The organism is Nostoc sp. MS1 (genome assembly GCF_019976755.1).
Classification (GTDB): domain Bacteria; phylum Cyanobacteriota; class Cyanobacteriia; order Cyanobacteriales; family Nostocaceae; genus Trichormus.
On record NZ_AP023441.1, the window covers coordinates 6,231,305 to 6,255,793 of the forward strand.

The following is a 24,489-nucleotide window of genomic DNA, read 5'->3' on the forward strand; positions in this document are numbered from 1 at the left end:
TAAGTACACAACTTAAAGCACTAACAACTCAAATTCCTGATGAACAACAGCCAAAGCAAGTAAAAGTTGTGTTTGCTCAACACCTGCAACAAACTTTACTTGATGCGTTTAACCTTACTCCAGACATAATCAACTTATCTTCTGAAGAACAACAGGCATTAGCAAATTATCTTTACGCAAATAATCTCATCATCAAATGCAAAGAAGCAGCCGTGCGGGTGTCTCCCCAAACCTGGGAAACAATTGAAGCGCGGATGTTGTTAGTTCAGGATATTTAAACGTTGTTTGAAAAGTATTATTGCTGACATCAAAATCTTAATGACCTAAGAGGTTGTTTGAAAAGGGATTAGCTGTGATTTTAACTACATTTTCACCCCCCTTAATCCCCCCTTGGCAAGGGGAGAAACTAGAAATTCAGTTCCCTCCCCTTTGCAAGGGGAGGGTTAGGGTGGGGTAAAAAAATCTTTGATACATCAATCATGACTTTCCAAACATCCTCTAAGAAAACTGTTGGGCATAAAACCTAGCATAACGATTCTCTAAGGCTAACAGTTCCTCATGAGTACCTGATTCAACTATTTGCCCTCGTTCTAAAACTAGAATCCGATCGCACCTCCTCACGGTACTTAAACGGTGAGCAATAATAAATACTGTGCGATTCACCATCAATCTTTCTAAAGCTTCCTGTACCAACGCCTCAGACTCAGAATCTAAGGCTGATGTCGCCTCATCTAGTATCAAAATTTGCGGGTTCAGCAACACCGCACGGGCGATCGCAATTCTTTGGCGTTGTCCACCAGATAAATTTACACCCCGTTCACCTACCCAAGTATCGTAACCCTCTGGCAGTTGGGTAATAAATTGATGGGCGTTAGCAATTTTCGCCGCCGCCACGACTGCTTCTAAATCAAATACTTCCTTCCCAAAGGCGATATTTTGAGCAACTGTACCGGAAAACATCACTGTTTCTTGGGGAACAATGCCAATTTGTTGTCGCAGACTTTCTAGCCTGACATCGCGGATATCCATGTCGTCAATCAAGATTTCTCCGGTTGAGGGGTCATAAAAACGGGGGAGGAGATTGACAAAGGTGGTTTTACCCGCACCTGAAGCACCAACAAGGGCGATCGCTTCCCCTGGAAATGCTAATAAACTAATATCTTTTAAGACGGCTTCCCCTGCTTTATAAGCAAATGTCACGCCCCGATATTCAACTTTTCCCTTAACCGCAGGTAAGCTAACTGCATTCGGTTTTTCCACAACCGTAGGCTGCATCACCATTAACTCAAAAATTCGGTCAACAGAAGCTTCCCCTTGCTTAAATTCATTGTAATTGTTCGTTACATGACCGATGGGATCAATTAATAACCCGGCTGCGGCTAAATAACTAAAAAATTCACCTACAGTTAAATTGTTTTGCTGAATTTGCCACGCTCCCACCATCAGCAAAGATAATGCACTCAACGCTTCCAAAAATCCCACAATCGGGATTTGTATTGCCTTGAGACGTTCGGTTGAGTATTTGGCTTGAAAACTCCGTTCTGCTTCCCGGCTAAATCTGGTAACTTCGTACTTTTCTGCCGCAAATGCCCGAATTAAACGAATCCCACTGAAAACTTCTGTGAGAATTGCCGATAAATCAGAAACACGATTTTGGCTTCTCAGGGAATATTTACGTAACCTTTCCCCAAACCAACCAATTAAAATCCCCATCAATGGGGCAACAACCACCGTTGCTAATGTGAGTTGCCAGTTGAGGTAAATCATGTAAATTGGGATGGCTACCAACTGCAACACACAGGGAATAAAATCATGAAATAACTTATTAACTACTTCGCCAATGCGGTCAATATCTTCTGTGAGGCGGTATGATAAATCACCTGCTTTGGCTGTTTCAAAGTAGCTTAAGTCTAACTTTTGCAGATGGGTATAAACTTGCTTGCGGAGATGAAAAGCCACCCGTAAAGCTGCTTTAGACATAAAAATATCTTGCACAGATTGAAAAACGCCCCGCACAAGAAACACTAAACCTAAGATTGCAGCTAACTGAGCGATCGCAACTACATTACCTTGTCCAAAAGGATTTGCTAACTTACCCGCAAAGTTAATTAAGGTTAATGTCGCCAGTACATATCCCAAAATGCCGACAAGTCCCTTAGTGATATTCTGCCACTGGGGTCTAATATAGGGCAGCAGTTGCCAGTAATTAGAACGAGTTTTCAAGCTGTCACATCCACAAAAATATATTCCTTTGTTAGACGCTACCAGCTTTTGTGTAGTTTCAGTCCATTAACAATACCCATTTTCTAGGACTACTGACTACTGACAACTGACTCCTAACAAAAAACTACTTGACAGACACAGCATCAACATCAACTGTTTTTTCACTCGCAGTAGTAGACTCTGCTGTGGTATTTGTAGTTGCGGTATCGGTATTAGATTCGCCCTTGCGTGCTTTCCAACCTTCAAGTACCAGCCCAGATACTTCAGTCACTAAAATTGACAACACTAAAAAGTCATCAATCTCACCCACAAAAGGAATAAAATCTGGAGCAATATCAATTGGGCTGACAACATAAAGTAACGTTGCCAAAATTACCCATATCCGATATTTGGGATTACGCAACAAGTTACGATACCAGTTATACAGTGATTGAATGGAAAAATTCATATTCTAACCCTCTATTTACCTATGATTCTGGCAAATTACCTTAGAAAATTCCGGTAGAAATAACCGTCCGAGTAAGTCTGGTAGACACCACTGAGACTTAGGACGAAATTAACCCTAATCACACTTCAATATATATTGAATTTAATATAATTCTGTCAGTCTATTGATATATTCAATTTTTTTACTTTTAACCAATAGATATATTTATTATGGGTGTATAAAGATTTGAAGTTTATTTATAAATACATATAACTTATGTTTGAGCAAATATCGTAAATAGTTTTATTATTAAATATAGATTTGTCAATATTCAGAATTATTCGCATAAAAATTGAAGCTATACTTAATGTTATAATATTGATTAAAATAAATCTTGTTTATAATATTCTGCGGTTGAAAAACAATAGAGATACTTGCTCAGTAAGCCACACAACCTCAATATAAGCTTAAATTATTAGCCAACTACAGAAGGTAAATATCTCAGACTTTTACTCATAATCAACCCATATGATATTAAATTACTTTAAAGGCACTGCCCGATGAGAAGATAAAATGTCAAGATAATATTCTATTTTTTGTTAGTTCTCTTATTCCACTTCATGTAGAATTAAAGGATAAGGTTAACATTAGAGAATCATGTCAGATTTAAGAGCAGAGTTATCAGAAACCATCGATGAGTCAGAGTGGGAATGGTTGATTCCTCATGTGAAAAGAGATGCTGTGATCGTGGTTTCTTTAGATTTAGATTTGCTAGATGTCGGAGAAGCGATCGCCAATGATAATATTCCCTCAGTCCAACGGTGGATTGATGAGCAATTGATTAGTAAACCTTCCGACCAGCAACTAGGACAATGGAACAATAATCAGCAAAAGAGATTTAACACGCTAATAATACAGCCCTATGTCCTAGTTCAAGAAATAGCAGCTTAATATAACCAAGAGCAGAGGAGCAGAGGAAAATAACTGTGGACTATGGACTATGGACTATGGACTAACGCCTGTACTTTTCATCCGCGCCTGTATAACCAGTAGCCACCCACAGCAAAGCCCTCACTCCATCACGAAAAGATTTTTCCATCGGTTCGGACGACTGCTGTGAAGGTACTGATATGGGTTTAAAGGTAATTCCTCGACTCCCTAAAACTATCTCGCCAATTACACAGGCGCGGCGCATATGGAAATCTGAGGTAATTAAATAAACACTTTTAATCCCACGAGATTGTAACTCATCTACCAATGTAGTAAAATTAGTTACAGTATCTACCGCTTCGTAGTCTAAATGTAAGCGCTTAGAATCAATGCCAGCTTTGGCAAACACCAGTCTAGTATATTTAGGTGGACTACCTCCAGAAATCCAAATCGGTAAATTTGGATGCCTACGGGCAAAGCTAGCAGTAAATTTTTCTCTTTCTAAATTTTTAGTGGAGCCACCTAAAACTATAACTGCTTGGGGTGAGGTGTCGTTATCTTTCGCTTCTTTGTATCCAAACCACATGAGTAGCGGTAAAACTAGCACCGCAAATGGAAATGATTTACCTCTAAACAATAAATTATTCTTCAAGGCTCTATAAGTTGAACTATAAGGACTAAATTTTCTCGGATATAAGCAAAATATCTATGTAGGTTAGCAGATTTTGGCAGAATCTACCCTAGCAGGAATACCTGATACTGATTGACATAATTTTTCTACACATGTAGCTATGATGATATGAAAATAATTACTGACTATTTGTCTAATCTAACTATCTTTTGGTGATGGAACTGGTGTGGTTTAAGTGGAAATTGGCATGTAGCAAATGCAAAATGTTATTGCTGTCATGCTTGGTAATAAAGAAGTAGAATAATTTATAATATATACTTATGGATAAACTTCTAAATACTTTTAATGCTTATATTTAATTAAGACTCCTATTTGAGAATTGCTTGTAATAAAGATAGTTAATTATATGTACCTTTAGCGTATGCTAGTCGGCCGATTAATCATAAGTTACTCCAGTCTAGTAGTCCTAAACTATTTAATAACTTATTCAATGAATTAAAACACTATCAGATAGTACAAATTTACTGATTGCTGTTCTACCACCCTTAGAAGTTATTTATAAAGTAAAAATAAAATTCTTGTAGGGTGTGTTAGGCGCAGACTTTGACTATAGGTTCTCATGAAAAATCTGATAAAAGCGCCTAACGCACCATCTGATCTAACGGTGCGTTAGGCTGAAGTCATAACGCATCCTACCGGCTACTGGCTAATCATTGTTTTACTACCTTTATATTCCTACACTCCAAAACTAACGTTTTTGGTACACAACGCCAAAAATTGACCAATTATAGAGATTTCCCTTTTGCCTGTTGCCCGTTTCCTGTTCCCTTTTAATTTCGTCAGTCCTGCTTTAGAAGCACTTATTCCTGGGAAACCGTCGATAATAGAAATAGCGTAAATAAATGTAAACAATTCTCAGGCAGGGCAGAATCATTCATGCGAGTAATTTTGATGACAGGGAAAGGCGGCGTAGGTAAAACCTCCGTGGCGGCTGCAACTGGACTTCGTTGTGCAGAGTTGGGCTATCGTACACTCGTCTTGAGTACAGACCCCGCACACTCATTAGCGGATAGTTTTGACATGGAACTAGGCCATGCACCTAAACAAATTCGTCCCAACCTGTGGGGTGCAGAACTAGATGCGCTGCAAGAACTAGAAGGAAACTGGGGTGCGGTGAAGCGCTACATTACCCAAGTTTTACAAGCTAGAGGTTTGGATGGAGTACAAGCAGAAGAATTAGCTATTCTCCCAGGAATGGATGAGATTTTTGGCTTGGTGAGAATGAAGCGCCACTATGATGAAGGCGAGTTTGATGTCTTAATTATCGATTCTGCTCCCACTGGTACTGCGTTGCGGCTGTTGAGTTTACCAGAAGTCGGCGGTTGGTATATGCGCCGTTTCTACAAGCCATTTCAAAACATCTCTGTCGCCTTGCGTCCATTAGTTGAACCTATCTTTAAACCAATTGCTGGTTTTTCCTTACCAGATAAAGAGGTGATGGATGCACCTTATGAGTTTTACGAACAAATTGAAGCTTTGGAGAAAGTATTAACTGATAATACACAAACTTCAGTGCGTTTGGTTACTAACCCTGAGAAGATGGTTATTAAAGAATCACTACGCGCCCACGCTTATTTAAGCTTATACAATGTAGCTACAGATTTAGTTGTGGCTAATCGTATTATTCCTCCTCAAGTGGAAGATCCATTTTTCCAACGTTGGAAACAAAATCAGGAAGAATACCGTCAAGAAATTCATGAGAATTTTCATCCATTACCTGTGAAAGAAGTACCACTATTTTCAGAAGAAATGTGTGGACTAGCAGCGCTAGAGCGTTTAAAAGACACTCTTTATAAAGATGAAGACCCAACTCAGGTATATTATAAAGAAACAACTGTAAGAGTTGTTCAGGAGCAGAATCAATACAGTTTGGAATTGTATTTACCTGGGATTCCTAAAAATCAAGTTCAACTGAATAAATCTGGAGATGAGTTAAACATTACTATTGGCAATCATCGCCGGAATCTTGTACTACCACAGGCTTTAGCAGCTTTAAAACCCACAGGCGCAAAGATGGAAGACGATTATTTAAAAATCCGCTTTTCTGATGGGGCGAAAGTTTAATGTTGTTGATTTATCAGCACCATTAAGAATTTATTTTTTGGTTATCTTCTTGATAAAGATGCGAGTAATATCGTGTCTTTTTTATTTTTTGTAATTAATTTTGATATAGTTACTCAATTCCAACTCAATTTTTACTTTACCTATATCTCGATAAATTGTAGTCAATTTTAAGTATAAAGATTTATAAAAAACCAGATATGTTTCTTCATGAGAATTTGACCGTAATTATACGGTAGACAATGTATTTCTTTAAAATTAAAAATATTTTTATATTTATTACAAAAACCATAATTATCCTCAATTTAATTTAAAGAAAAGCAATGTTATCTACCGCAAATGGAAATTCTCTAGTCAGCCTGAATCAAGAAAGCGTATTGCGTCGTATTACAAATCGCATTCGTCAATCTTTAGAGTTGGAGGATATCATCACAGCAACAACGGCTGAAGTACGCGCTTTATTGGGTACTGATAGAGTGATGATTTATAAATTTCATGCTGATGGAAGCGGTCAGGTAATTGCTGAATCAATTTATGAAAATCGTCTACCTTCACTACTGGGGTTGAATTTCCCGGCTGATGATATTCCCCCCCAGGCGCGGGAACTTTTTACTAAGTCCAAGGTACGTTCTGTAGTCAATGTAGATACACAACAGATTGGTCAAAGCCCTGTACGTGACTTAGAAACGGGAGAATTAATTACGGAAGAAATTCGTTACCGTCCTGTAGACCCTTGCCATGTGGAATACTTAACGGCGATGGGAGTGAAATCTTCTGTAGTTGCGCCTATTTTCCATGAAGATGCTCTTTGGGGGTTATTGGTATCCCATCACTCCCACAGCCGGACGGTTTCTGAAGATGAGTTGGAAGCTATGCAGATGATTGTAGACCAACTTGCGGTAGCGATCGCGCAAAGTCATCTCCTCACCCAAGCCCGTGCTAAAGCCCAACGAGAAGCCGTCATTAATCGTATTGCAACTTTACTCCACTCATTGCCAACGATAGTCTTACAACCAGCTTTAGAAGCAGCTGTTGCTGCTTTGGGTGGTGTTGGCGGTAGGCTTTGTTTAAAAAATCAAACTATTGACTTACAAAATGGTGATTATCACAGTTTAGGAGAATGCTTAATCCCAGGCAGTAAATGTATCCAGCTTTATGCCTGCGGACAACAACCTGTAATTTCCGAACCAACTATTTATCCACTGATTGAGCAGTATAGTGTCTGGCAAGAACACTACAAATCTCATCCTCATGAGGTGTGGGCAATTAATGATATTTATCAAACTCCCGCTTTACGAAGTCTGCAACCACTGTTTCAGCCGACAAAAATTCGTAGTCTTTTATTCATCCCTCTAGAATACCGTCAAAAGTTATTAGGCTACTTAACTATTTTTCGCAATGAGATAGATACAGAAACCCTTTGGGCGGGTCAATTTGACCCTGACAACAGGCAAGCTTTCCCACGTATATCATTTAATTTATGGCGTGATACTAAAAAGTCACAAGCTCAACAATGGACAGGCGAAGATATTGAACTAGCTAAAGAAATTGGTAAACACTTTGCCTCAGCTATTCAGCAGTATGAACTGTACCACCAAGTACAAGCTTTTAACGAAAATTTAGAAAAACAAGTTAAAAAACGCACCTTAGAATTACAAAATTCAACTGAACAACAACAAGCTGTATTTGGTGTTATTTCTAAAATTCGTGAATTGTTAGATACTAATAGTATTTTCCAAACAACTACCAAAGAAGTTTGCCAATTAATCAAAGCTGATAGAGTTTCTGTATATCGCTTTGATGCTGACTGGGGTGGCTCATTTGTTGGTGATTTTGAAGCTACCAGCCCTCACTGGTCAAATGAATCCAAAATAGGTATTAATTTAGTTTGGAATGATACTTACTTACAAGACACAGAGGGAGGACGTTATCGTTACAATGAAACATTTGCCGTAGATGACATTTATAAAATGGGGTTTACTCAGTGTCATCTAGATAATTTAGAACAGTATCAAATAACTGCTTTTGTCCTGGCTCCTATCTTTTTTGGGCAAAGACTTTGGGGTTTACTAACAACTTATCAACATACTGGCCCCCGTCAATGGAAAACTTCAGAAGTTAATTTCCTTACACAAATTGCTGCCCAATTAGGAGTAGCATTACAACAGGCTGAACTACTTAACCAAACACAGCAACAGGCCCAAAAGTTAACTCAAGCACTGCATAATTTACAACAAACCCAAACCCAACTCATTCAAACAGAAAAAATGTCTTCATTGGGTCAATTAGTTGCAGGTGTGGCTCACGAAATTAATAACCCTGTTAACTTTATTTATGGCAACCTCAGTCATGTGAGCGAATATGCTCAAGATTTACTCAAGATATTGGAAATGTATCAGCAAGAATTGCCTCATCCTAGTGTGGAAATTTTGGAGGAAATAGACACAATAGATTTAGAGTTTTTATCTGAAGATTTGCCGAAAACTCTGGCTTCTATGCAGGTAGGCGTGGAACGTATCCGCCAAATTGTCATGTCTTTACGGACTTTTTCTCGCCTTGATGAAGCAGAAATGAAAGCTGTAAATATTCATGAGGGTATTGATAGCACCTTGATGATTTTACAACATCGTTTGAAAGCTAAACCGGAAATGGCTGGGATTAAGCTAATTAAGGAATATGGTGATCTGCCTTTGGTGGAATGCTACGCTGGACAGATGAATCAGGTATTCATGAATGTTTTGAGTAACGCTCTTGATGCTTTAGAAGATTATCGTGAGTCAGAATTAAATAATCATCCTGGTCAAATCGTTATATCTACTACTCTTGGGCAAATCGAAGATAGGGTTAAAAGTGTAGTAATTCGGATTGCAGATAATGGGCCGGGTATACCAGAAGATGTGAGAGTGAGAATATGTGATCCATTTTTTACAACCAAGCCAGTTGGTAAAGGTACTGGTTTAGGCTTGTCTATTAGTTACAAAATTGTAGTAGATAAGCATGGTGGTGTTTTTAAATGCAGTTCTCAATTAGGCTCAGGTACAGAGTTTTGGATTGAAATTCCTATTCAGCAAGCGTTATTCAGTTGACAGTTGACAGTTGACAGTTGTTATTCTCCCACATCTCCCCCCACTTCCTCATCTCACTGGTAACAGAATACGGGAACCCTCGCCGCCACAGGTTACGGTGAGTGTGATTATCTGGGCGTTTAATAAATTATCACTGTGCAGAACTGGGCCATTGCCAGAGTTCATGGCGTAGGCTGGGTAACACGCTGCACTTAAACTTAGGCGTAAGGCGTTACCTTGAGGAATGCAGACACAAGTTGTTTGTAGTTGAATCTTTTTGGTGATGTTATTGGTTCCGTCTGGACAATGTAAGTAACCTTGCGTCACGTTAAGGACTCTGCCGTCTGGATGGACTTGTGAGAGGACTGCACACAAATCATAACTGGGTTGATCAGCAGTGCAGGAAATTTCTACTATCACATCACCTAGTAAATGTAAGTCTGCGGTTAGGGGTTCGCTTGTGTATGTGAGGACATCTGCACGGGCATCGATATGCGATCGCTCAAATACACCAGATGCGATCGCTGCATGACCGCCTACCGATGGCACTGGTCGCCAAGGGTCATGTACTAGAACGTCTTTGTGTTCTGTGGGCTGAGGATTTTGTGTCAGAGTTCCAGCATCTTCTCTAATACTGGCTAGTCCGGTGGTTGACAAGTAGTAAATTTTCTGGTTTGATATATTTATAATGGAAATATATTGCCACATATTACTTCCCATCTCAAATAAGTATAAAGGGTAATTATCAAACAAGCCTGTATCTATACCCTTGAGAAAGTAATCAAACCATCTGATTTGTATTTCATCTATAGGACTGGCGGCTTGATTGCCAAAGTCCACTTCACCGACTTTGCGACCCCAAGGTAAATGCGCCCAAGGCCCGACTATTAAATGTTGGGGTGTGGTGGCACGGGCTGCCATATCCTTATATAAATGCAGCGTACCGCTTAGGTAAGTATCGAACCAGCCGCCGATATGCAGCATGGGCAAGTCAACATTTTGGAAGTGGGTTTTGGGTGAGAGTTCTTGCCAGTATGCGTCCGGTTGGGGATGGGCTACCCAGTCGTGATAGAAAGATTCGGGGGCGAGTTGTTGGAGAATTTCGGGGTTATTTAGGGGAAGGTTACGGGATGCGGCGAATAATGCTTGATAGGTTTGTTTGTCTCCTCGTAATCTTGCGGTTTCTGTGGCTAGTTGAATTGCCCAAGCGAGGTTAGTTTGTAAACAAAATGCACCACCTTCATAAGCCCAGTCTGTATATAAATCATAACCAATCATCGCTGGGCATATGGTTTTGAGGGCTGGTGGTTTGGCAATAGCTGCATATAACTGAGTCATCCCTTGATAGGAAAATCCATACATTCCCAGCAGTCCATTGCTACCTGGAAGACTTGCAGCCCAGTTGACTGTATCTTCGCCATCGGCAATTTCATTGGTAAATAACTGAAATTCCCCGCCTGAAGTACCGCGTCCGCGTACATCTTGAATCACCACTATGTAACCGTGGGCAGCATACCAAGTAGGATGAGCATAGACAACAGTGGATGCGATCGCACGACCATAGGGTTGTCGCATCAATAATACTGGAAACTCCCCGGCTGCATCTGGGCGATAGATATCTGCATCCAACCGCACACCATCACGAGTGTACATTGATGCAATTTCCTTACCAAGAACTTGAAACATACCTCAACCGCATCACCAATTACCAATTACCAATTACTTCTTTTTCTTTTTCTTCTTCTTATCACTCACAGGTGGCGCAAAACCACGGGGTGGCGGTGGTGGGAGTTCTTGCGTGTAGTAACTTATGATGTCTTCTAACCGAAACTTTGTTTCAGGAACTTCTCCGGGCGCTTTCAATCCTAACTCTACCTGTGCCGTATTCCAATCACCGACAATGTAGGTGGGTACTCGATTAGCCGCAAATGCACTTTCTATAACTTGTGCAGACTCAACAGCTTTTAAATCAAGTAGTTCGCCAATTAAAAAAGCGTTAAGTTCCGGGTCATTATTGGCAAATTCTTCTAATCTTTTGGTCAAGACTGCCACACATTTATCACGTAAATCAGGATGTTTCTCAGCAATTTTCGTTAACGATGTAGCCGCATCAGCAAGTTGATAAGCATCATGAGACGTATCCTGAAGATATGCTTCTAGTGTAGGAATTGCTGCCGCCCCGATGGTACTATAGAACGCAAATAATTCACTAGGCATCCAATCATCATCAAGTTCATGAAATAGATTTACCAGAGGTTGAATTGCTGCTTCTGCACCCAGTTGATTCAACACCCGCACTGCATGAACTGGCCCCCAAGCTTCTACAGTATCGATATCACCGCTATTTAACTCTTTATCCGTCGCCAAGCGAATTAAGTCAGGAATATGGTCTGCACTGAAACCCAGTTCTTCTATATAATTGGGGATTGCTTTCATCTCGCTACAATCACCGTAGGTTAATAGCTTATCCACAGGAGATGGATATATAGACCCTGACATATTAATTATCTCCACCTTGTTTGGTTGTAACCATTATCCCAGCGTTAACAACTTAGAGGGCATATCTACTAATAATTTTTGATTCTTTAACCACTGACGACCGAGTAAAATTTCAGATAGTCCTTGTCCTACATGAACCGGAATATCAAAATCCTCTCCACCAATTCGCATCTCTCCCAAATAAATATCAAATTCTGCTTCACCTTGGGCTGTCAGCATTGTTTGCTGTTCTAGATAAGTCCAACCAAGTGCTGCTAAATCTTGATTATCAATAGCCAACCACCAAGAAAAACCTGTATCAAACACTGCATCAATCGGTATTTCTAATCCATCCGCAGTTATTAACTCTATCTCAAAAAGTAATTCATCCTCATCACCAAACTTTCCTAAAATCATATCCTACCGCAAGCCCCAGTTTCATTAATGCGGAAAACGTGCAGCTTGGCATTTGGGTATTTTTCCTGGGCTTGTTTTGCCACTGATAATACATCCTCATGCAGAAAATATTCTCCGCTTTCTGGCTCAACAGCAATAAACCAGTTGTAATGAGTTTTGATTAATTGTGGTTGTACTTGAGCAAATATTAGTTCGCACTGTTCTTTAAATGCTTCACGTCCAGCTTTCCATTGAGATTGTTGTGCTTGTGTCCACTGAATTTGTGGGAATATTCTCCCCCGACGTGCTTGATGAGTTGATTTAGTGTCAGTCATAGTTGCAGGTGCGGCTCTACATGATATTTTCTACTACTTCTCTTAATATACAAGGGTGCGTTAAAGCAGCACGTAACGCAGAGAATAATTATGGACTATGGACTAATTACTAATGACTATTTGAACTACTTATAACTTGCCTGTCCAAACCCTTATAAACTGATACAACGCTAAAGATGTAAAATTTTTGTTAAATTCAACGAGCATCAATAGTTTCCCCTTATCAGGTACTTCAGCATGACTGCAATCACACCCAAAGCTTCTTCTGCGCTTCCCGAATTTGCGGAAGGTATTCAATATTTTGGTGAGGCGCTGCCAGACTTTGAAACTTATGGTGCTACACCTGCGATAGAATCGGGCAAAGTAGCGATCGCATCTCCTACAGACCCAAAAGCAGTATATCAAACTCTACTCGCTGCCGATGCCTTGCGCTATTTAACATTACAAATCACTGGAAGTAAGGCTTCTGGACATCCAGGCGGGTTTGCCAGCCAAGCAGAAGCTTATGCGGCGTTGGTCATGCTGGGGTATAAGAATATTATTACCGAAGTCGGACACCACGCCCCTGGATTTTATAGTGCCATGTTCCTGGATCGATCGCTAGAGGATATGGGCATTTTAACTGTACAACAATTGCGCGATCGCTTCCGCGAAAAGCACGGGTTATTAGGACACCTTTCCGGTTACATCCCCGGTATTCTCGCCCCGGCTGGCCCCTTGGGACAAGGACAACACTTTGCAATGGCGGCGGCAAAGTTACATCCAGATAAATTATTCCCCTTCACCTTGGGCGACGGTGGACTCGGTGAACCCTACATCATCAGTGCAATGGCACATTTCCACACCGCATATCCCCAAGCCACCAACTTCCTACCCGTCCTCGTTTGGAATGGTTACAGCCAAGAACATCACAGTATGGTTTCCCTAAAAACCAACGAACAGATGACCGCATTTTGGCAAGGTAACGGTTTTGATGAGGTTGTATTAATCGATGCCAAGGAGTTTGATGACCAAAACCAACCAGGGGATTATGTAGATAGTACCGCCTTCTCCTTCCAAAAACGCCTGGAATTTACCCAAGCCGTCCTCGTCGCTGCCGATAAAGCCGCCCGTTCTGCTTTGGGTGGTAAACTGACAGTATTTATTATCAAACAACTCAAAGGCGCAGGCGTTCACGCCAAAGGTGCAAAATCTCACAACCTCTATGCCAAAGACACCTTAGACGCACCCCACATTGTCACCGCCTTACAAAGCCGTGCGTTATACCCGAAAGCTTGGCAAACTGTGAGAACCAACGCTGAACGCGCAGGCGGCGGCCCCGCAGCCAAAACAGTGGTGACAGAATTTGAATTACCATTACCAGAATTAGGTACATTACCCTTAGAAGAATATGCAGTCGGTGGGGAAGCCAAAGTTTCCACCACCGCAATGGGACGACTGGTGGGTGTAGTCGGACAAAAAGATCCAAACTTCCTCGTCACCAACGCCGACGGTAACGAAGCTTCCGGTATTGGGAACATCAACCAAGCCTTAAAAATCATCCACCCCACCACCGACGACTTATATAACCAAGCACCAAACGGACAAGTTTACGAACCCTTGAGTGAAGATGCTTGTGCAGGTTTAGCGGCTGGCTTATCCTTGATGGGTGCAAGAACCCTGTGGTGTTCCTATGAGTCCTTTGCTATCAACGGCTTACCAATATGGCAAACCGTCACCCAAGCAATGGCAGAATTACGCCGCCAGACACCCTCAACAATTACCCTCTTCACCGCCGGTGCATTAGAACAAGGGCGCAACGGTTGGACACACCAACGTCCAGAAATTGAAGCCTACTTTGCATCGATGATGCGGAACGGCAATGTATTTCCTGTATTCCCCCCCGATGCTAACAGTATTCAAGTCTGTTATGACTGGGCGTTAACTACAAAAAATAAGGGAATTGTCATCACTGCAAGTAAATCACCTTTACCAATTCGTACCACCTTTGAACAAACCCGCCAAGGTTTAGAAGAGGGTGCAATAGTATTACATGAAACTGCGGGTGAGAAGAAAGTTGTGTTTGCCGTAATTGGCGATATGACATTAATTCCTGTGTTTGAAGCAGCGAAATCTTTAGAAAGTCAAGTTGTAGGAGTGAAGATAGTTTCTATCATCAACCCCCGCCGTTTATATCGTCCCGGTGATGTGGCTTGGGATACTTGTTCACAACCCGATGGCGGTTTCATTGATGATGCTAAATTCGCCCAATTATTTGGCGGTGATGCGTTAATTGGTGTGACTGGTGGTGCTGCATCGATGTTAGAACCCATCATGTTGCGGAGTAACAGCCAGCGCGACACCTTCGCCTGGAAGCGTGGGGAAACTACAGCCAGTGCTGGCGAGTTGATGGCTTTCAATGGTTTGACTGCTGAGGCTTTGGCGAAGCGGGCTATTGAGTTAGTGGGTTAAAAAATTATCATACCCCATCTAGTTTTTTACTTAGGTGGGGTTATAACTGAGTGGTGAATATTCCAACTAGCAATTTTTACTACCAGTATTAAACCACCATGTCATCACAACAATTCCAATCCGCACACAGCAGTATTTATAATCTAGGTACACAACTTTTAAAGTACCTTCAGGAAATTCGCCAAGATCGACTTAGTGAAGGTGACGACACCAAAGGTTTGGAAGCTGTTGAGGCTGACATCAACACAGCATTAACCGCATTGAAAAAACAAAAATATCAGGTTGCAGTTATTGCAGCCATGAAAGCGGGAAAGAGTACCTTTCTTAATTCGATCATTGGTGTAGATGTTTTAGCTAGTGAAACCGCAGCTTGTACCATCTGCCGTACAGATGTACTTCATATTCCGGCTGATCAAGTTCCCAGATTGTTAGAATATCGAGCAGGAGAAAGAAAACCTGTTGTTATTGCCGAAGGGAATGAAGGAGAAATTCAGCAGAAATTTTTAGTTAGGACTCGTAAAATTAGAGAAACAGGCAACCCTGATAATACTATACGGTTTGAAATAGAACATCCAATTGAAGCAATTAGTGGACTGTCTTCGCTTGCGGGTTTTACCCTTGTTGACACACCTGGGCCAAATGAATGGGAATCAGCACAATTTAACACAGTAGCATTGAAGCAAACTGCCTTAGAAGCATTAAGAAATTGCAATGCAATTTTGTTTATTTTAAATTACGCTTCTTACAAAGATAATGCTGTTTCTGATTTATTTAAGGATGTAATTGAGAATCGGAAGGAGATTTTAGAATCTGAAAAAGGCAAGATTTACTTTATTCTCAACAAAGTTGATCAAAAAACTGAAAAAGATAGGGAAATTCAAGAGGTAATTCAAGACTTAAAACGTGAACTGTCTAATTTTGGTTTTCCTAATCCCATTATTTATCCTGCTAGTTCTAGACAAGGACTACTAGCTAAGTTAATTCAACAAGGTAAAGCAACTGAAAGTCAAATCAAAGATTTCAAAAAATTCTTTAGTGCTAGATATGCAACTGAAGATGAAGAAGGAAATCAAATTATACCAGCACCTCGTAAAATAGCCCCACAAGCTTTAATAGATAGTGGCATTCCTACTATTCAAGAAACAGTAATTGAAACCATTACTAAGAATGCAGGTTGGAATCTTTTGAGTGATTCCTTAGCAAAAATAGATAAAGCCGCTAAATCAATTGAAGATACTCTCAACACAAAAATTAGTGGCTGGGAAATGGATATTTTATCTTTAAAGCAAAAAATACAAGAATATAGAAAACGGTCTGATAATGCCAAAAAAAAAGTAAAAGACGTAAAAAATTCCGTAGATGAACAAAAACAAATACTTGTAAATGGTTTTAGCCAAGGAATTGATTTGTTTGCTTCAGGTACTAAAAAACAAATTCAATATCAGATTGACCTTATAGCGGAATCTCAGTCAGTAAAGTTTTCTACTATAAAAAAAGTAAAAGCTAATCCTTCACTATTAGCAACATCAGATAAAAATATTGATTGGGGAGATGCCATAGCTGATTTTGGTGGTAGTATTTTAGGCTTGTTTAGCAAAAGCTTAGAAAATATATTTAGGGTAGGTGTTAAAGGAGGCGCATCTTTAATTAAATCTCTTACAGAATCTGCACCTGAAGTATTTAATCCTTCTAATTCTTCTTATGTGGAAACTCTAAAACTTTCTGATCCGTATGTGATAAAAGCTAAGAATAAAAAAGATGCTCAGAATATTAACAAAACAATTAATGAATTTTGTAGTCCTCTAATTCAAAGTTTTTGGTTAGATACCCAAGACAGATTAGTTAGAGATGGTACTAATATTCGGAAACAATTAGCTTTGAAAATTCAAAACGATGTTCAAGAAATATCCAATGAGCTATCTGATTATTTGGATGAAGCATTACAAGTTGAATTAAATGTTAATCCAATTCAGTTTCCTAGTTTTGAATTTAAAGGCATTGATGCCAATATTAGAAAACAGCAAGAAATTTTTAAAAGGACAGAGCAGAAATTAGTAACAGAAAAGAATTGTTGCTCTAGTAAATCCTATTATGTCCCTCATGAATATGAAGATAAGCAAGATTTTTATGAAATAAATTTATACCAAACTGCACAGGTAATTAACTCAAAAATAGATGAACAGGTTGCTAGAAATAAAGAGTTGCTCCAAAGAGTTATCGAAAAACAAATTGCAGAAGACTTTAGAAGCGCAGAGAAACAGATCAGTGATTATATCAACAAATTTCAAGAAGATTTTGATAGTCTACTAAAAGAACGGGAAACGAAAGAAGCAGAATCAGAAACAATAATTAGTACCTTGAATTTACAAAAAAAGAAATTGAATGAATATTTACAGGAATTAAGATCAATTCGTCAATCTCTCAACACTTGGAAACCATAGTCACGAATCTGAGGTAGGTAGTTAAGTAGGGTGCGTTATGCTTAAACCTTAACGCACCTTTTTATATATCTATACACTTATTCTGATAAGTCTTTTAGGGTGGGTTAGTGAAAGTTTAACCCACCAAAGCCATAACCCTCGTGCAAATGGTGGGTTAGGCACAAAATCGGAAATCCTCATTTTGAGGATATAATCCTGTGCGCCTAACTCACCCTACTAGGTCTTGCATAATTTATAATAAAATAGCTATTCTCCTGAATTTAGAATTTAAAGTTATTCATAATGCTGCAAATCATCAAAGCAACCTGTACCAATGGTGAACTTGTTTTAAGTGAAAAACTCAGTTCCGAATTAGAAGGTAAAACACTACAAATTATGATTATTGAACCCAGCGAACCTAATCAAGCAATAGATTCTCAAGCATCAAAAATAGAACAGTTTTTAGAGCGAGTTAATAACTACTCATTCTCACTACCGGCAGATTACAAGTTTAATCGAGATGAAATTTATGACAGGTAAGATTTTTCTCGATAGTAATCTCTGGATTTATCTCTATGCTAAAAATGCGCCTGAAAAATCCCAAAAAGTTGCAGAAATAATCAAAAATAATCATTCACTACTGCTAGTTAGTACCCAGGTGTTAGGTGAGTTATTTCATGTTTTGACCAGGAAAAAATTTACATCTACAACAGAGACGATCGCAATTATATCAGATATAGTTAATACCTTTCCGATTCAGGCAATTAACACAACAGAAGTTATACAAGCATTAGAGATTCATGCTAGATATAACTACTCTTATTGGGATAGTTTAATTATAGCTACAGCGTTATTAAGTGAATGTTCCATCATTTACTCAGAAGATATGCAGCATAATCAGCTAATAGAGAATAAGGTAAGAATCATAAATCCATTTGTTTGATTTTATATTTCATAATCTCTCCCAAGCATCACCAGCATGAATATTAGAAATTAAGACTAAAAATATATCAAACTTTTGGGTTGAAGGTAAAGCTTTAGAATATTTAATATTACGCGCATTCCAACTTGAATGCGCAGAGGTAGCTTGGCCTTATACGGTAAAAGTTCAAGATAGAATAGTAGAACAAATTGACGGGGTGGTATATATAGACAGCCTAGCCTGCTTGATAGAATGCAAGGATACTTCTAAAGAGGTTAACATAGAAGCGATCGCCATTAATATAAATTATGGAAATAGATAACGAAGAACCTCAAAACTTAGATAATTCTGAAGTAGAAGAACAATTGATAGTTAGCGAAATCATAACACCATTTAAAGCACCACCCGCCACTCACCCACTAGACAATTTTATGGAAACCTATGGTGCTTGGGATGATGAACGTACAACAGACGAGATTATTAAAGATATTTATGATAACCGTACTAGCTCTAACTCTGAATATAGTTTATAACTTCTACTGTTGAAGATATGTCTGATAATTCTCCTTTTCAAAATCCTGAACAACTACAACAATGGCATCAGGGAATAAAAGATGCAAACCGCAATAATATATTCTGTCACTGTTGCACCTGCGGTTATGAGTGGATGGACTCAAAATTTGATGTTAGTTGTATTAAATGCAGTAGCGAAAATGTAGAGAGTATTTCATCTTGGCAGTTTCCTGATGATTAAGGATTTATATATATGCAGCAATGGTCGCAAGAAAATTACATCAAAGCTTATAAATTCGCTGCACAAGCACACCAAGGTCAAAAAATACCAGGGTCAGAAATACCTTATATTATGCACTTGAGTTTTGTCAGCATGGAAGTAATAGCAGCACTTAGCGCTGAACAAGTACAAGATGGAGATTTAGCAATTCAATGTGCAATTTTACATGACACTATTGAAGATACTGATACAAGTTTTGAAAATATAAAAACTGAGTTTGGTGAATTGGTTGCTAATGGTGTACTAGCTTTGACGAAAAATAGTTCTTTAGAGAAACATCTGCAAATGGCTGATAGCTTGCGTAGGATAAAGGAACAACCGAGAGAAATATGGATGGTAAAGTTAGCGGATAGAATTAGCAATTTACAAGCACCTCCACATTACTGGACTCAGGAAAAAATTATCCGCTATCGAGAGGAAGGTAGGGAAATTTATCAAGCTTTGCAGGATGCAAGTTCTTATTTAGGATCACGCTTGGCTAGTAAAATAGAAGATTACAAGGTGTTTGTTAAATAGTTGCGATCGCCTAAAATCCCCATTATCTTAAATATGAATGATCAAGCCGCCACACTAGGAGAACTACAAGCTCAAATTTATTGGTTACATGATGCTGAAAAGTTCACAGAATTAGCCTCAGCAGCAGCTACTATATATCTGCAACTTGGTTACACACAACAGCAGGCTGAAACAGCAGGAAATTTAATTAGTGAAGCTTATAAATTATCCGATGAAGCAGTTGTTTCTCAGAAATTAGGTGATTTTGATAAAGAATTGCAGTTTTACTATGAAGTTAAAGATAAATTGACCAAAGTAGAAATTGTACTTGGTTATCAAACGAGTATTGCCATATATCAAATGAAATGGTGGTTATATTTTCGTCACAAGAAGAAACTACAAATTATTATAAATTTATTTTTACAAAATTTTCAAGCGTTAGGGTTATTTCACTTATTCACTGCAATTAAATTAACCTACTTTATAATTGAAATAGTCAGAGTTCATAAATCGCGTGATTTAGAAACAACTAAACATAATGCTATAAAATACTGGACTGAATTATTGAGAATCAACCCTTCACAATACCCTTATCTTGGTTAACTTGTCTATTTTAATACTTTAGACTATCTTCCTGATCTCCAAGACTTGATTTTAGCCGTAATTGGTCTTTCAGGCGTGGACAAATTAACTCTGTATTGAGTTACTGGCACATAAGAACCATTACCATCACGTACGATGATGAAATAAGCTGTTTGATTCCGTGAGTCTTTGGTGATTTTCTCAATATAACCTGATTGTATTTGTTTTATATTTAATGGTTTTGGTTGCTTAAATCCTGGTCGAGAAATACAAACAATTGCAGAACCATCTATATACTGACCTGAATATAACCAGTAAGTTTGTCCTTTGGTTTGAAATTCTGATTTGTATGTAACTGTGAATCTATCAGATTCATTTAATTGCTGATTTTGCTTACATTTATCATCAATATATGTTTCTTGAGCTTGGCTGGAAGTGGCGGAAATAAAACCTAACATGAGGCTAATAATTAATCCAGTTACTATTGTAATTTTAGACATAATTATGATATTTTATGGGAGAGATTGTTCAAAAACGACATCTTCGTAAAGTTCTGCGATCGCACCTTCAAAATCGATACTATTTAGCCGAAATACTTTATCTTGTGCGGTGTAACTTTGTAAAATCCATAACCCGTTATCACCACGTTTAAAACATTCAACTCGCTGGCGTTTTGTATTGATTAGAACGTATTCTTCTAAGGTATCAATTGCCTGATAATCTGCAAATTTATCTCCTCTATCAAATGCTTCTGTAGAACTAGATAATACTTCCACAATCAAACGCGGAAATCTTTTATAAGTAGAAGTTTCCTGATCGCGTTGATCGCAAGTAACCATCACATCAGGATAGTAATATCGATTGAGTTCCTCAATCCTGGCTTTCATATCAGCAATGTAAACACGACAACCAGAACCGCGTACATGATTACGGAGAAGCGCAAACAGGTTTCCTGCAATAGTGACATGAGGATCACTAGCACCAGCCATTGCATAAATGTAGCCGTCGATGTACTCGTGTTTGACGGGACTGCTTTCTTCTAATTGGAGATATTCTTCAGGGGTGAGGTATGTTGGTTCTGGTGAGGCAATCATAGGCAATTTCAAACATTTTTAGTAACTACGATTATTATAGGAAGCGTCTTGTCACTATTAATACATATATGAGGCTTCCTATTATTCCTTTAACTCTAATTTTAACTTTAGCTTCTCCATCTCTAGCACAAGCACCAACGCCAACTGCTGAAGAACAGATAACTCAAGGTGTCATATTAAATAGTAATGGTGCATCGTTGATTTACAAGGATTTAGTTGGTGTAGGAGAACTACAAGCAGCGTTAGAACAATTCCAACAAGCATTAACAATATTTAAAAAATACGGTGCGAAAGCTGGAGAAGCTAACAGCCTTGTAAATATTGGCTATGTGTATTTTCGTAAAGGTGAGTATGGGAAAGCACTGGAATTTTTTCAATCTTCTTTAGATATTCGGAGGAATATAAAAGACCGTCAAAATGAATGGATACCCCTTTCCTATATTGGCGAAGTATATGTCAATTTGGGGCAATATCCCAAGGCACTGGAATATTATCAACCAGCTTTAGCTATTATCAAAGAGTTGAAAGCTGCTAACCCGAAAGATTCCAGTTATGCTACTAGCGAAGAAATTATGCTGGCTGATATTGGCGCAGTTTATTTTCGCATGGGACAGTATACGAAAGCCTTAGATTTTTATCAGCAAACTTTGGCGATGCAGAAAGTAAGTGATGATAAAATTGGTGTTATTCAAACTCTAAATAATATTGGCGTAGTTTACGTTAATTTAGGTAACTACACTCAAGCTTTAGATTCCTATCAACAAGCTTTAACTACTCTGCAAGAATGCTGCTCTAATTACACTGGTACTAAAGCGGCAATTCTCAATAATCTTGCCAGCACTAATTTTAGCTTGGGTCAATATAAAAAGTCCCTGGAGTTAGCGGAAGAATCAGCAAATATTTATAGCAAAATTAATAATGATGCCGAAAAAGCTACGAAACAGGAAATAAAACTGCTTTACGATTACCTTGGTCAAAACTCCCAAGCCTTACAACAAGTTGCTAGTCGTGCTAATGTGGGTGATGCTTTTGGTAAGGACTCGTTTCAGTTTCAAGGTAGAGCGTTGAATCTCAATAATATTGGTCAGATTTACTTGAGTCTGGGGAAATATGACCAAGCATTAAAACTATATCAACAAGCTCTCAATATATATAAAGAGAATAACTATAAACCAGGAATTGCTGTCACCTTAAATAATATTGCCCGTGTTAACGCTAATTTAGGTAAATATCCACAAGCCATTGAGTTAAATCAGCAAGCTTTAACTATTTATAAAGAAGTAGGCGATCGCACCGGGGAAGGTGTGACAATTAGTAATCTGGGACAAATCTACCAAAAGCAAAATCAGTATGACAAAGCCGGGGAATTATATCAGCAAGCTTTAGCTATGCACCGGGAGGTTAACGATAAAGTCAGTGAAGCCGCCACACTTAAACTTTTAGGCGATACCCTATCTGCACAAAATCAACCACAACTAGCAATTAATTTTTACAAGCAGTCAGTCAACTTAACCGAATCCATCCGCCAAAACTTACGCGCCATTCCCACAGATATACAACAATCCTACACTCAAACCGTAGCCGAAAGATACCGCCGCCTTGCAGACTTATTACTTAAACAAAATCGTCCAGCCGAAGCACAACAAGTTTTAGATTTACTCAAAATTCAAGAAGTTAATGACTTTATTGGCAAGCGTCGTAGTCAACCCCATACAGCCGTTGTTAATAGTGGACAAAGGGGAACTAATACAGAACCACAGCCTACCCAAACATTACCACTGCAACCCCAAGAACAGGAGATTTCCCAAAAGTATAGCGCCATTCAAGATAAAGCGATCGCCCTTGGGCAAGAACTCACCAAACTCCGCCAAATTACCCCAAGCACACGTACAGCTACCCAAGAAAAACGCATCGCTGAACTGGTGAAACTTGAACAAACAATTACGGCTGAGTTTAATAAATTCACCAAAACACCTGCTGTAGTCGCCTTAGTACAGCAGTTATCAGCAAATTCTGGACAAGAAAATCTCAGTTTACGACAACTCAATTCTATTCGAGATAACTTACGACAGTTAAATAAAAAAGCCGTTTTGTTATATCCCTTAGTTTTAGAAGACAGATTAGAGTTAGTTGTAGTGACTGCGGATGCACCACCAATTCATCGTTCAGTTCCAGTTAAACAAACAGAGTTATATCAAGTAATTAATGATTTTCGTCAAGCAATAGTCGTTCCTTATAAAGATAGTAAAGCGCCAGCGAATAAATTATATAACTGGTTGATTAAACCCATCGAAAATGACCTGAAACAAGCTAATGCTCAAGCAATTATTTACGCACCAGACAGCAAACTCAGATATTTACCACTAGCTGCATTATACGATGGTAAAAATTGGCTAGTGGAGCGTTATATTATCAATAATATTACTGCCGCCAGTTTAACGAAATTAAACAACAAACCTCTAACTTCGCTACCGACTTTAGCCGCAGCATTTACTAAAGGTGACTATAAAGTTGCAGTAGGTGAACGTCAAGAAATATTTAGTGGTTTGCCATTTGCCAAAACCGAAGTAGATAATTTAGCTAAGACAATCAAAGGCACAAAAATAGTCTTAGATAAAGATTTTAGCCCCCAAGTCACAGTACCGCAAATGAACGATTATAAAATCGTCCATCTGGCAACTCATGGAATGCTGGTAAGCGGTGATCCAGAAAATTCCTTTATACTATTTGGTAATGGCGATCGCGTCACCCTCAAAGATATAGAAAACTGGTCTTTACCCAATGTAGACCTAGTAGTGTTGAGTGCTTGCCAAACAGGTTTAGGTAATCAGTTAGGTAACGGTCAAGAAATCCTTGGTCTAGGATACCAGATACAATTGACCGGAGCAAAAGCTGCGATCGCCTCCTTATGGGCTGTATCTGATGGTGGCACACAAGCTTTAATGGATGAATTTTATAAAGAATTAAAAACTGGCAAATTAACCAAAGCTGAAGCATTACATACAGCACAACTCTCTTTGTTGAAAAATAATGGTCAATTTGCTCATCCCTATTATTGGGCATCGTTTATCTTAATTGGCAATGGTTTGTAATCATAATAAAATTCTTCCTACCACAAATAATGGT

Annotated in this window: 21 protein-coding genes and 1 pseudogene; 13 read left to right on the top strand and 9 right to left on the bottom strand. The window is 38.9% G+C overall.

Annotated features, from left to right (window positions below; genetic code table 11):
* Positions 1 to 11 precede the first annotated feature (11 nt).
* Positions 12 to 278 (top strand): annotated as a pseudogene (locus NSMS1_RS26920) (NACHT C-terminal helical domain 2-containing protein); the annotation flags it as partial.
* A 220-nt stretch (positions 279 to 498) separates the two neighbouring features.
* Here the strand turns inward: NSMS1_RS26920 and NSMS1_RS26925 are convergent.
* Together NSMS1_RS26925 and NSMS1_RS26930 are read right to left on the bottom strand one after the other, a co-directional pair.
* The gene (locus tag NSMS1_RS26925) at positions 499 to 2,223 is read right to left on the bottom strand and encodes an ABC transporter ATP-binding protein (protein ID WP_224087701.1); all 1,725 of its coding nucleotides are present in this window, start codon (positions 2,221 to 2,223) and stop codon (positions 499 to 501) included.
* A gap of 124 nt (positions 2,224 to 2,347) precedes the next feature.
* Positions 2,348 to 2,671 (bottom strand): YkvA family protein, encoded by a 324-nt coding sequence (locus NSMS1_RS26930; protein ID WP_224087702.1) that lies wholly within the window; start codon positions 2,669 to 2,671, stop codon positions 2,348 to 2,350.
* 636 nt (positions 2,672 to 3,307) lie between these two features.
* Between NSMS1_RS26930 and NSMS1_RS26935 the strand changes: the two genes are divergently transcribed.
* Positions 3,308 to 3,601, top strand: coding sequence for a DUF2288 domain-containing protein (locus tag NSMS1_RS26935; protein ID WP_224087703.1), 294 nt, complete (start codon positions 3,308 to 3,310; stop codon positions 3,599 to 3,601).
* A gap of 61 nt (positions 3,602 to 3,662) precedes the next feature.
* On the opposite strand, the gene NSMS1_RS26940 is transcribed toward NSMS1_RS26935, so the two are convergent.
* Entirely contained in the window at positions 3,663 to 4,166 is a 504-nt protein-coding gene (locus NSMS1_RS26940) for a YdcF family protein (RefSeq protein ID WP_224095366.1), read from the bottom strand.
* A 981-nt stretch (positions 4,167 to 5,147) separates the two neighbouring features.
* Here NSMS1_RS26940 and NSMS1_RS26945 point away from each other — a divergent pair.
* Entirely contained in the window at positions 5,148 to 6,335 is a 1,188-nt protein-coding gene (locus NSMS1_RS26945) for a TRC40/GET3/ArsA family transport-energizing ATPase (RefSeq protein ID WP_224087704.1), read from the top strand.
* Between the two features lie 320 nt (positions 6,336 to 6,655).
* Positions 6,656 to 9,418, top strand: coding sequence for a GAF domain-containing protein (locus NSMS1_RS26950; RefSeq protein WP_224087705.1), 2,763 nt, complete (start codon positions 6,656 to 6,658; stop codon positions 9,416 to 9,418).
* 48 nt (positions 9,419 to 9,466) lie between these two features.
* On the opposite strand, the gene NSMS1_RS26955 is transcribed toward NSMS1_RS26950, so the two are convergent.
* From NSMS1_RS26955 to NSMS1_RS26970, 4 genes are read right to left on the bottom strand one after another with little or no spacing between them, the layout of a single operon-like run.
* Positions 9,467 to 11,083 carry a CocE/NonD family hydrolase gene (locus NSMS1_RS26955; RefSeq protein ID WP_224087706.1) on the bottom strand — a complete coding sequence of 539 codons (1,617 nt, stop codon included), beginning with the start codon at positions 11,081 to 11,083 and terminating at the stop codon, positions 9,467 to 9,469.
* A gap of 33 nt (positions 11,084 to 11,116) precedes the next feature.
* Positions 11,117 to 11,896: a hypothetical protein gene (locus NSMS1_RS26960; protein WP_224087707.1), complete on the bottom strand. Its 780-nt coding sequence runs from the start codon at positions 11,894 to 11,896 to the stop codon at positions 11,117 to 11,119.
* 33 nt (positions 11,897 to 11,929) lie between these two features.
* Positions 11,930 to 12,292, bottom strand: coding sequence for an aspartyl protease (locus NSMS1_RS26965; RefSeq protein WP_224087708.1), 363 nt, complete (start codon positions 12,290 to 12,292; stop codon positions 11,930 to 11,932).
* Positions 12,289 to 12,606: a hypothetical protein gene (locus tag NSMS1_RS26970; protein ID WP_224087709.1), complete on the bottom strand. Its 318-nt coding sequence runs from the start codon at positions 12,604 to 12,606 to the stop codon at positions 12,289 to 12,291. The genes NSMS1_RS26965 and NSMS1_RS26970 overlap by 4 nt, the downstream gene beginning before the upstream one ends.
* 237 nt (positions 12,607 to 12,843) lie before the next feature.
* Between NSMS1_RS26970 and NSMS1_RS26975 the strand changes: the two genes are divergently transcribed.
* From NSMS1_RS26975 to NSMS1_RS27010, 8 genes are all read left to right on the top strand, one after another.
* Entirely contained in the window at positions 12,844 to 15,057 is a 2,214-nt protein-coding gene (locus NSMS1_RS26975) for a phosphoketolase (RefSeq protein WP_224087710.1), read from the top strand.
* 98 nt (positions 15,058 to 15,155) lie between these two features.
* Positions 15,156 to 17,498, top strand: a complete 2,343-nt coding sequence (locus NSMS1_RS26980; protein WP_224087711.1) for a dynamin family protein — start codon at positions 15,156 to 15,158, stop codon at positions 17,496 to 17,498.
* A gap of 282 nt (positions 17,499 to 17,780) precedes the next feature.
* On the top strand, positions 17,781 to 18,017 hold the full coding sequence (locus NSMS1_RS26985) for a hypothetical protein (protein WP_224087712.1): 237 nt from the start codon (positions 17,781 to 17,783) through the stop codon (positions 18,015 to 18,017).
* Positions 18,007 to 18,420 (top strand): PIN domain-containing protein, encoded by a 414-nt coding sequence (locus NSMS1_RS26990; RefSeq protein ID WP_224087713.1) that lies wholly within the window; start codon positions 18,007 to 18,009, stop codon positions 18,418 to 18,420. The genes NSMS1_RS26985 and NSMS1_RS26990 overlap by 11 nt, the downstream gene beginning before the upstream one ends.
* A gap of 287 nt (positions 18,421 to 18,707) precedes the next feature.
* The gene (locus tag NSMS1_RS26995) at positions 18,708 to 18,932 is read left to right on the top strand and encodes a hypothetical protein (RefSeq protein WP_224087714.1); all 225 of its coding nucleotides are present in this window, start codon (positions 18,708 to 18,710) and stop codon (positions 18,930 to 18,932) included.
* 17 nt (positions 18,933 to 18,949) lie between these two features.
* A complete protein-coding gene (locus tag NSMS1_RS27000; RefSeq protein ID WP_224087715.1) occupies positions 18,950 to 19,153 on the top strand; it encodes a hypothetical protein in 204 nt (67 codons plus the stop codon).
* A gap of 12 nt (positions 19,154 to 19,165) precedes the next feature.
* A complete protein-coding gene (locus tag NSMS1_RS27005; RefSeq protein ID WP_224087716.1) occupies positions 19,166 to 19,708 on the top strand; it encodes an HD domain-containing protein in 543 nt (180 codons plus the stop codon).
* Positions 19,709 to 19,741: 33 nt separating this feature from the next.
* Positions 19,742 to 20,290 (top strand): hypothetical protein, encoded by a 549-nt coding sequence (locus NSMS1_RS27010; RefSeq protein WP_224087717.1) that lies wholly within the window; start codon positions 19,742 to 19,744, stop codon positions 20,288 to 20,290.
* A gap of 23 nt (positions 20,291 to 20,313) precedes the next feature.
* Here the strand turns inward: NSMS1_RS27010 and NSMS1_RS27015 are convergent, their stop codons facing one another.
* Positions 20,314 to 20,769 carry a hypothetical protein gene (locus tag NSMS1_RS27015; RefSeq protein ID WP_224087718.1) on the bottom strand — a complete coding sequence of 152 codons (456 nt, stop codon included), beginning with the start codon at positions 20,767 to 20,769 and terminating at the stop codon, positions 20,314 to 20,316.
* Between the two features lie 12 nt (positions 20,770 to 20,781).
* Positions 20,782 to 21,363 (bottom strand): Uma2 family endonuclease, encoded by a 582-nt coding sequence (locus NSMS1_RS27020; RefSeq protein WP_224087719.1) that lies wholly within the window; start codon positions 21,361 to 21,363, stop codon positions 20,782 to 20,784.
* A gap of 68 nt (positions 21,364 to 21,431) precedes the next feature.
* On the opposite strand from NSMS1_RS27020, the gene NSMS1_RS27025 reads away from it, so the two are divergent.
* A complete protein-coding gene (locus NSMS1_RS27025; RefSeq protein ID WP_224087720.1) occupies positions 21,432 to 24,455 on the top strand; it encodes a CHAT domain-containing protein in 3,024 nt (1,007 codons plus the stop codon).
* Positions 24,456 to 24,489: the final 34 nt, after the last annotated feature.

Excerpts from the sequence above, each read along its gene's own strand:
- NSMS1_RS26930 (WP_224087702.1), bottom strand. The coding sequence starts at position 2,671 with ATGAATTTTTCCATTCAATCACTGTATAACTGGTATCGTAACTTGTTG.
- NSMS1_RS26935 (WP_224087703.1), top strand. The coding sequence starts at position 3,308 with ATGTCAGATTTAAGAGCAGAGTTATCAGAAACCATCGATGAGTCAGAG.
- NSMS1_RS26940 (WP_224095366.1), bottom strand. The coding sequence starts at position 4,166 with ATGTGGTTTGGATACAAAGAAGCGAAAGATAACGACACCTCACCCCAA.
- NSMS1_RS26945 (WP_224087704.1), top strand. The coding sequence starts at position 5,148 with ATGCGAGTAATTTTGATGACAGGGAAAGGCGGCGTAGGTAAAACCTCC.
- NSMS1_RS26950 (WP_224087705.1), top strand. The coding sequence starts at position 6,656 with ATGTTATCTACCGCAAATGGAAATTCTCTAGTCAGCCTGAATCAAGAA.
- NSMS1_RS26955 (WP_224087706.1), bottom strand. The coding sequence starts at position 11,083 with ATGTTTCAAGTTCTTGGTAAGGAAATTGCATCAATGTACACTCGTGAT.
- NSMS1_RS26960 (WP_224087707.1), bottom strand. The coding sequence starts at position 11,896 with ATGTCAGGGTCTATATATCCATCTCCTGTGGATAAGCTATTAACCTAC.
- NSMS1_RS26965 (WP_224087708.1), bottom strand. The coding sequence starts at position 12,292 with ATGATTTTAGGAAAGTTTGGTGATGAGGATGAATTACTTTTTGAGATA.
- NSMS1_RS26970 (WP_224087709.1), bottom strand. The coding sequence starts at position 12,606 with ATGACTGACACTAAATCAACTCATCAAGCACGTCGGGGGAGAATATTC.
- NSMS1_RS26975 (WP_224087710.1), top strand. The coding sequence starts at position 12,844 with ATGACTGCAATCACACCCAAAGCTTCTTCTGCGCTTCCCGAATTTGCG.
- NSMS1_RS26980 (WP_224087711.1), top strand. The coding sequence starts at position 15,156 with ATGTCATCACAACAATTCCAATCCGCACACAGCAGTATTTATAATCTA.
- NSMS1_RS26985 (WP_224087712.1), top strand. The coding sequence starts at position 17,781 with ATGCTGCAAATCATCAAAGCAACCTGTACCAATGGTGAACTTGTTTTA.
- NSMS1_RS26990 (WP_224087713.1), top strand. The coding sequence starts at position 18,007 with ATGACAGGTAAGATTTTTCTCGATAGTAATCTCTGGATTTATCTCTAT.
- NSMS1_RS26995 (WP_224087714.1), top strand. The coding sequence starts at position 18,708 with ATGGAAATAGATAACGAAGAACCTCAAAACTTAGATAATTCTGAAGTA.
- NSMS1_RS27000 (WP_224087715.1), top strand. The coding sequence starts at position 18,950 with ATGTCTGATAATTCTCCTTTTCAAAATCCTGAACAACTACAACAATGG.
- NSMS1_RS27005 (WP_224087716.1), top strand. The coding sequence starts at position 19,166 with ATGCAGCAATGGTCGCAAGAAAATTACATCAAAGCTTATAAATTCGCT.
- NSMS1_RS27010 (WP_224087717.1), top strand. The coding sequence starts at position 19,742 with ATGAATGATCAAGCCGCCACACTAGGAGAACTACAAGCTCAAATTTAT.
- NSMS1_RS27015 (WP_224087718.1), bottom strand. The coding sequence starts at position 20,769 with ATGTCTAAAATTACAATAGTAACTGGATTAATTATTAGCCTCATGTTA.
- NSMS1_RS27020 (WP_224087719.1), bottom strand. The coding sequence starts at position 21,363 with ATGATTGCCTCACCAGAACCAACATACCTCACCCCTGAAGAATATCTC.
- NSMS1_RS27025 (WP_224087720.1), top strand. The coding sequence starts at position 21,432 with ATGAGGCTTCCTATTATTCCTTTAACTCTAATTTTAACTTTAGCTTCT.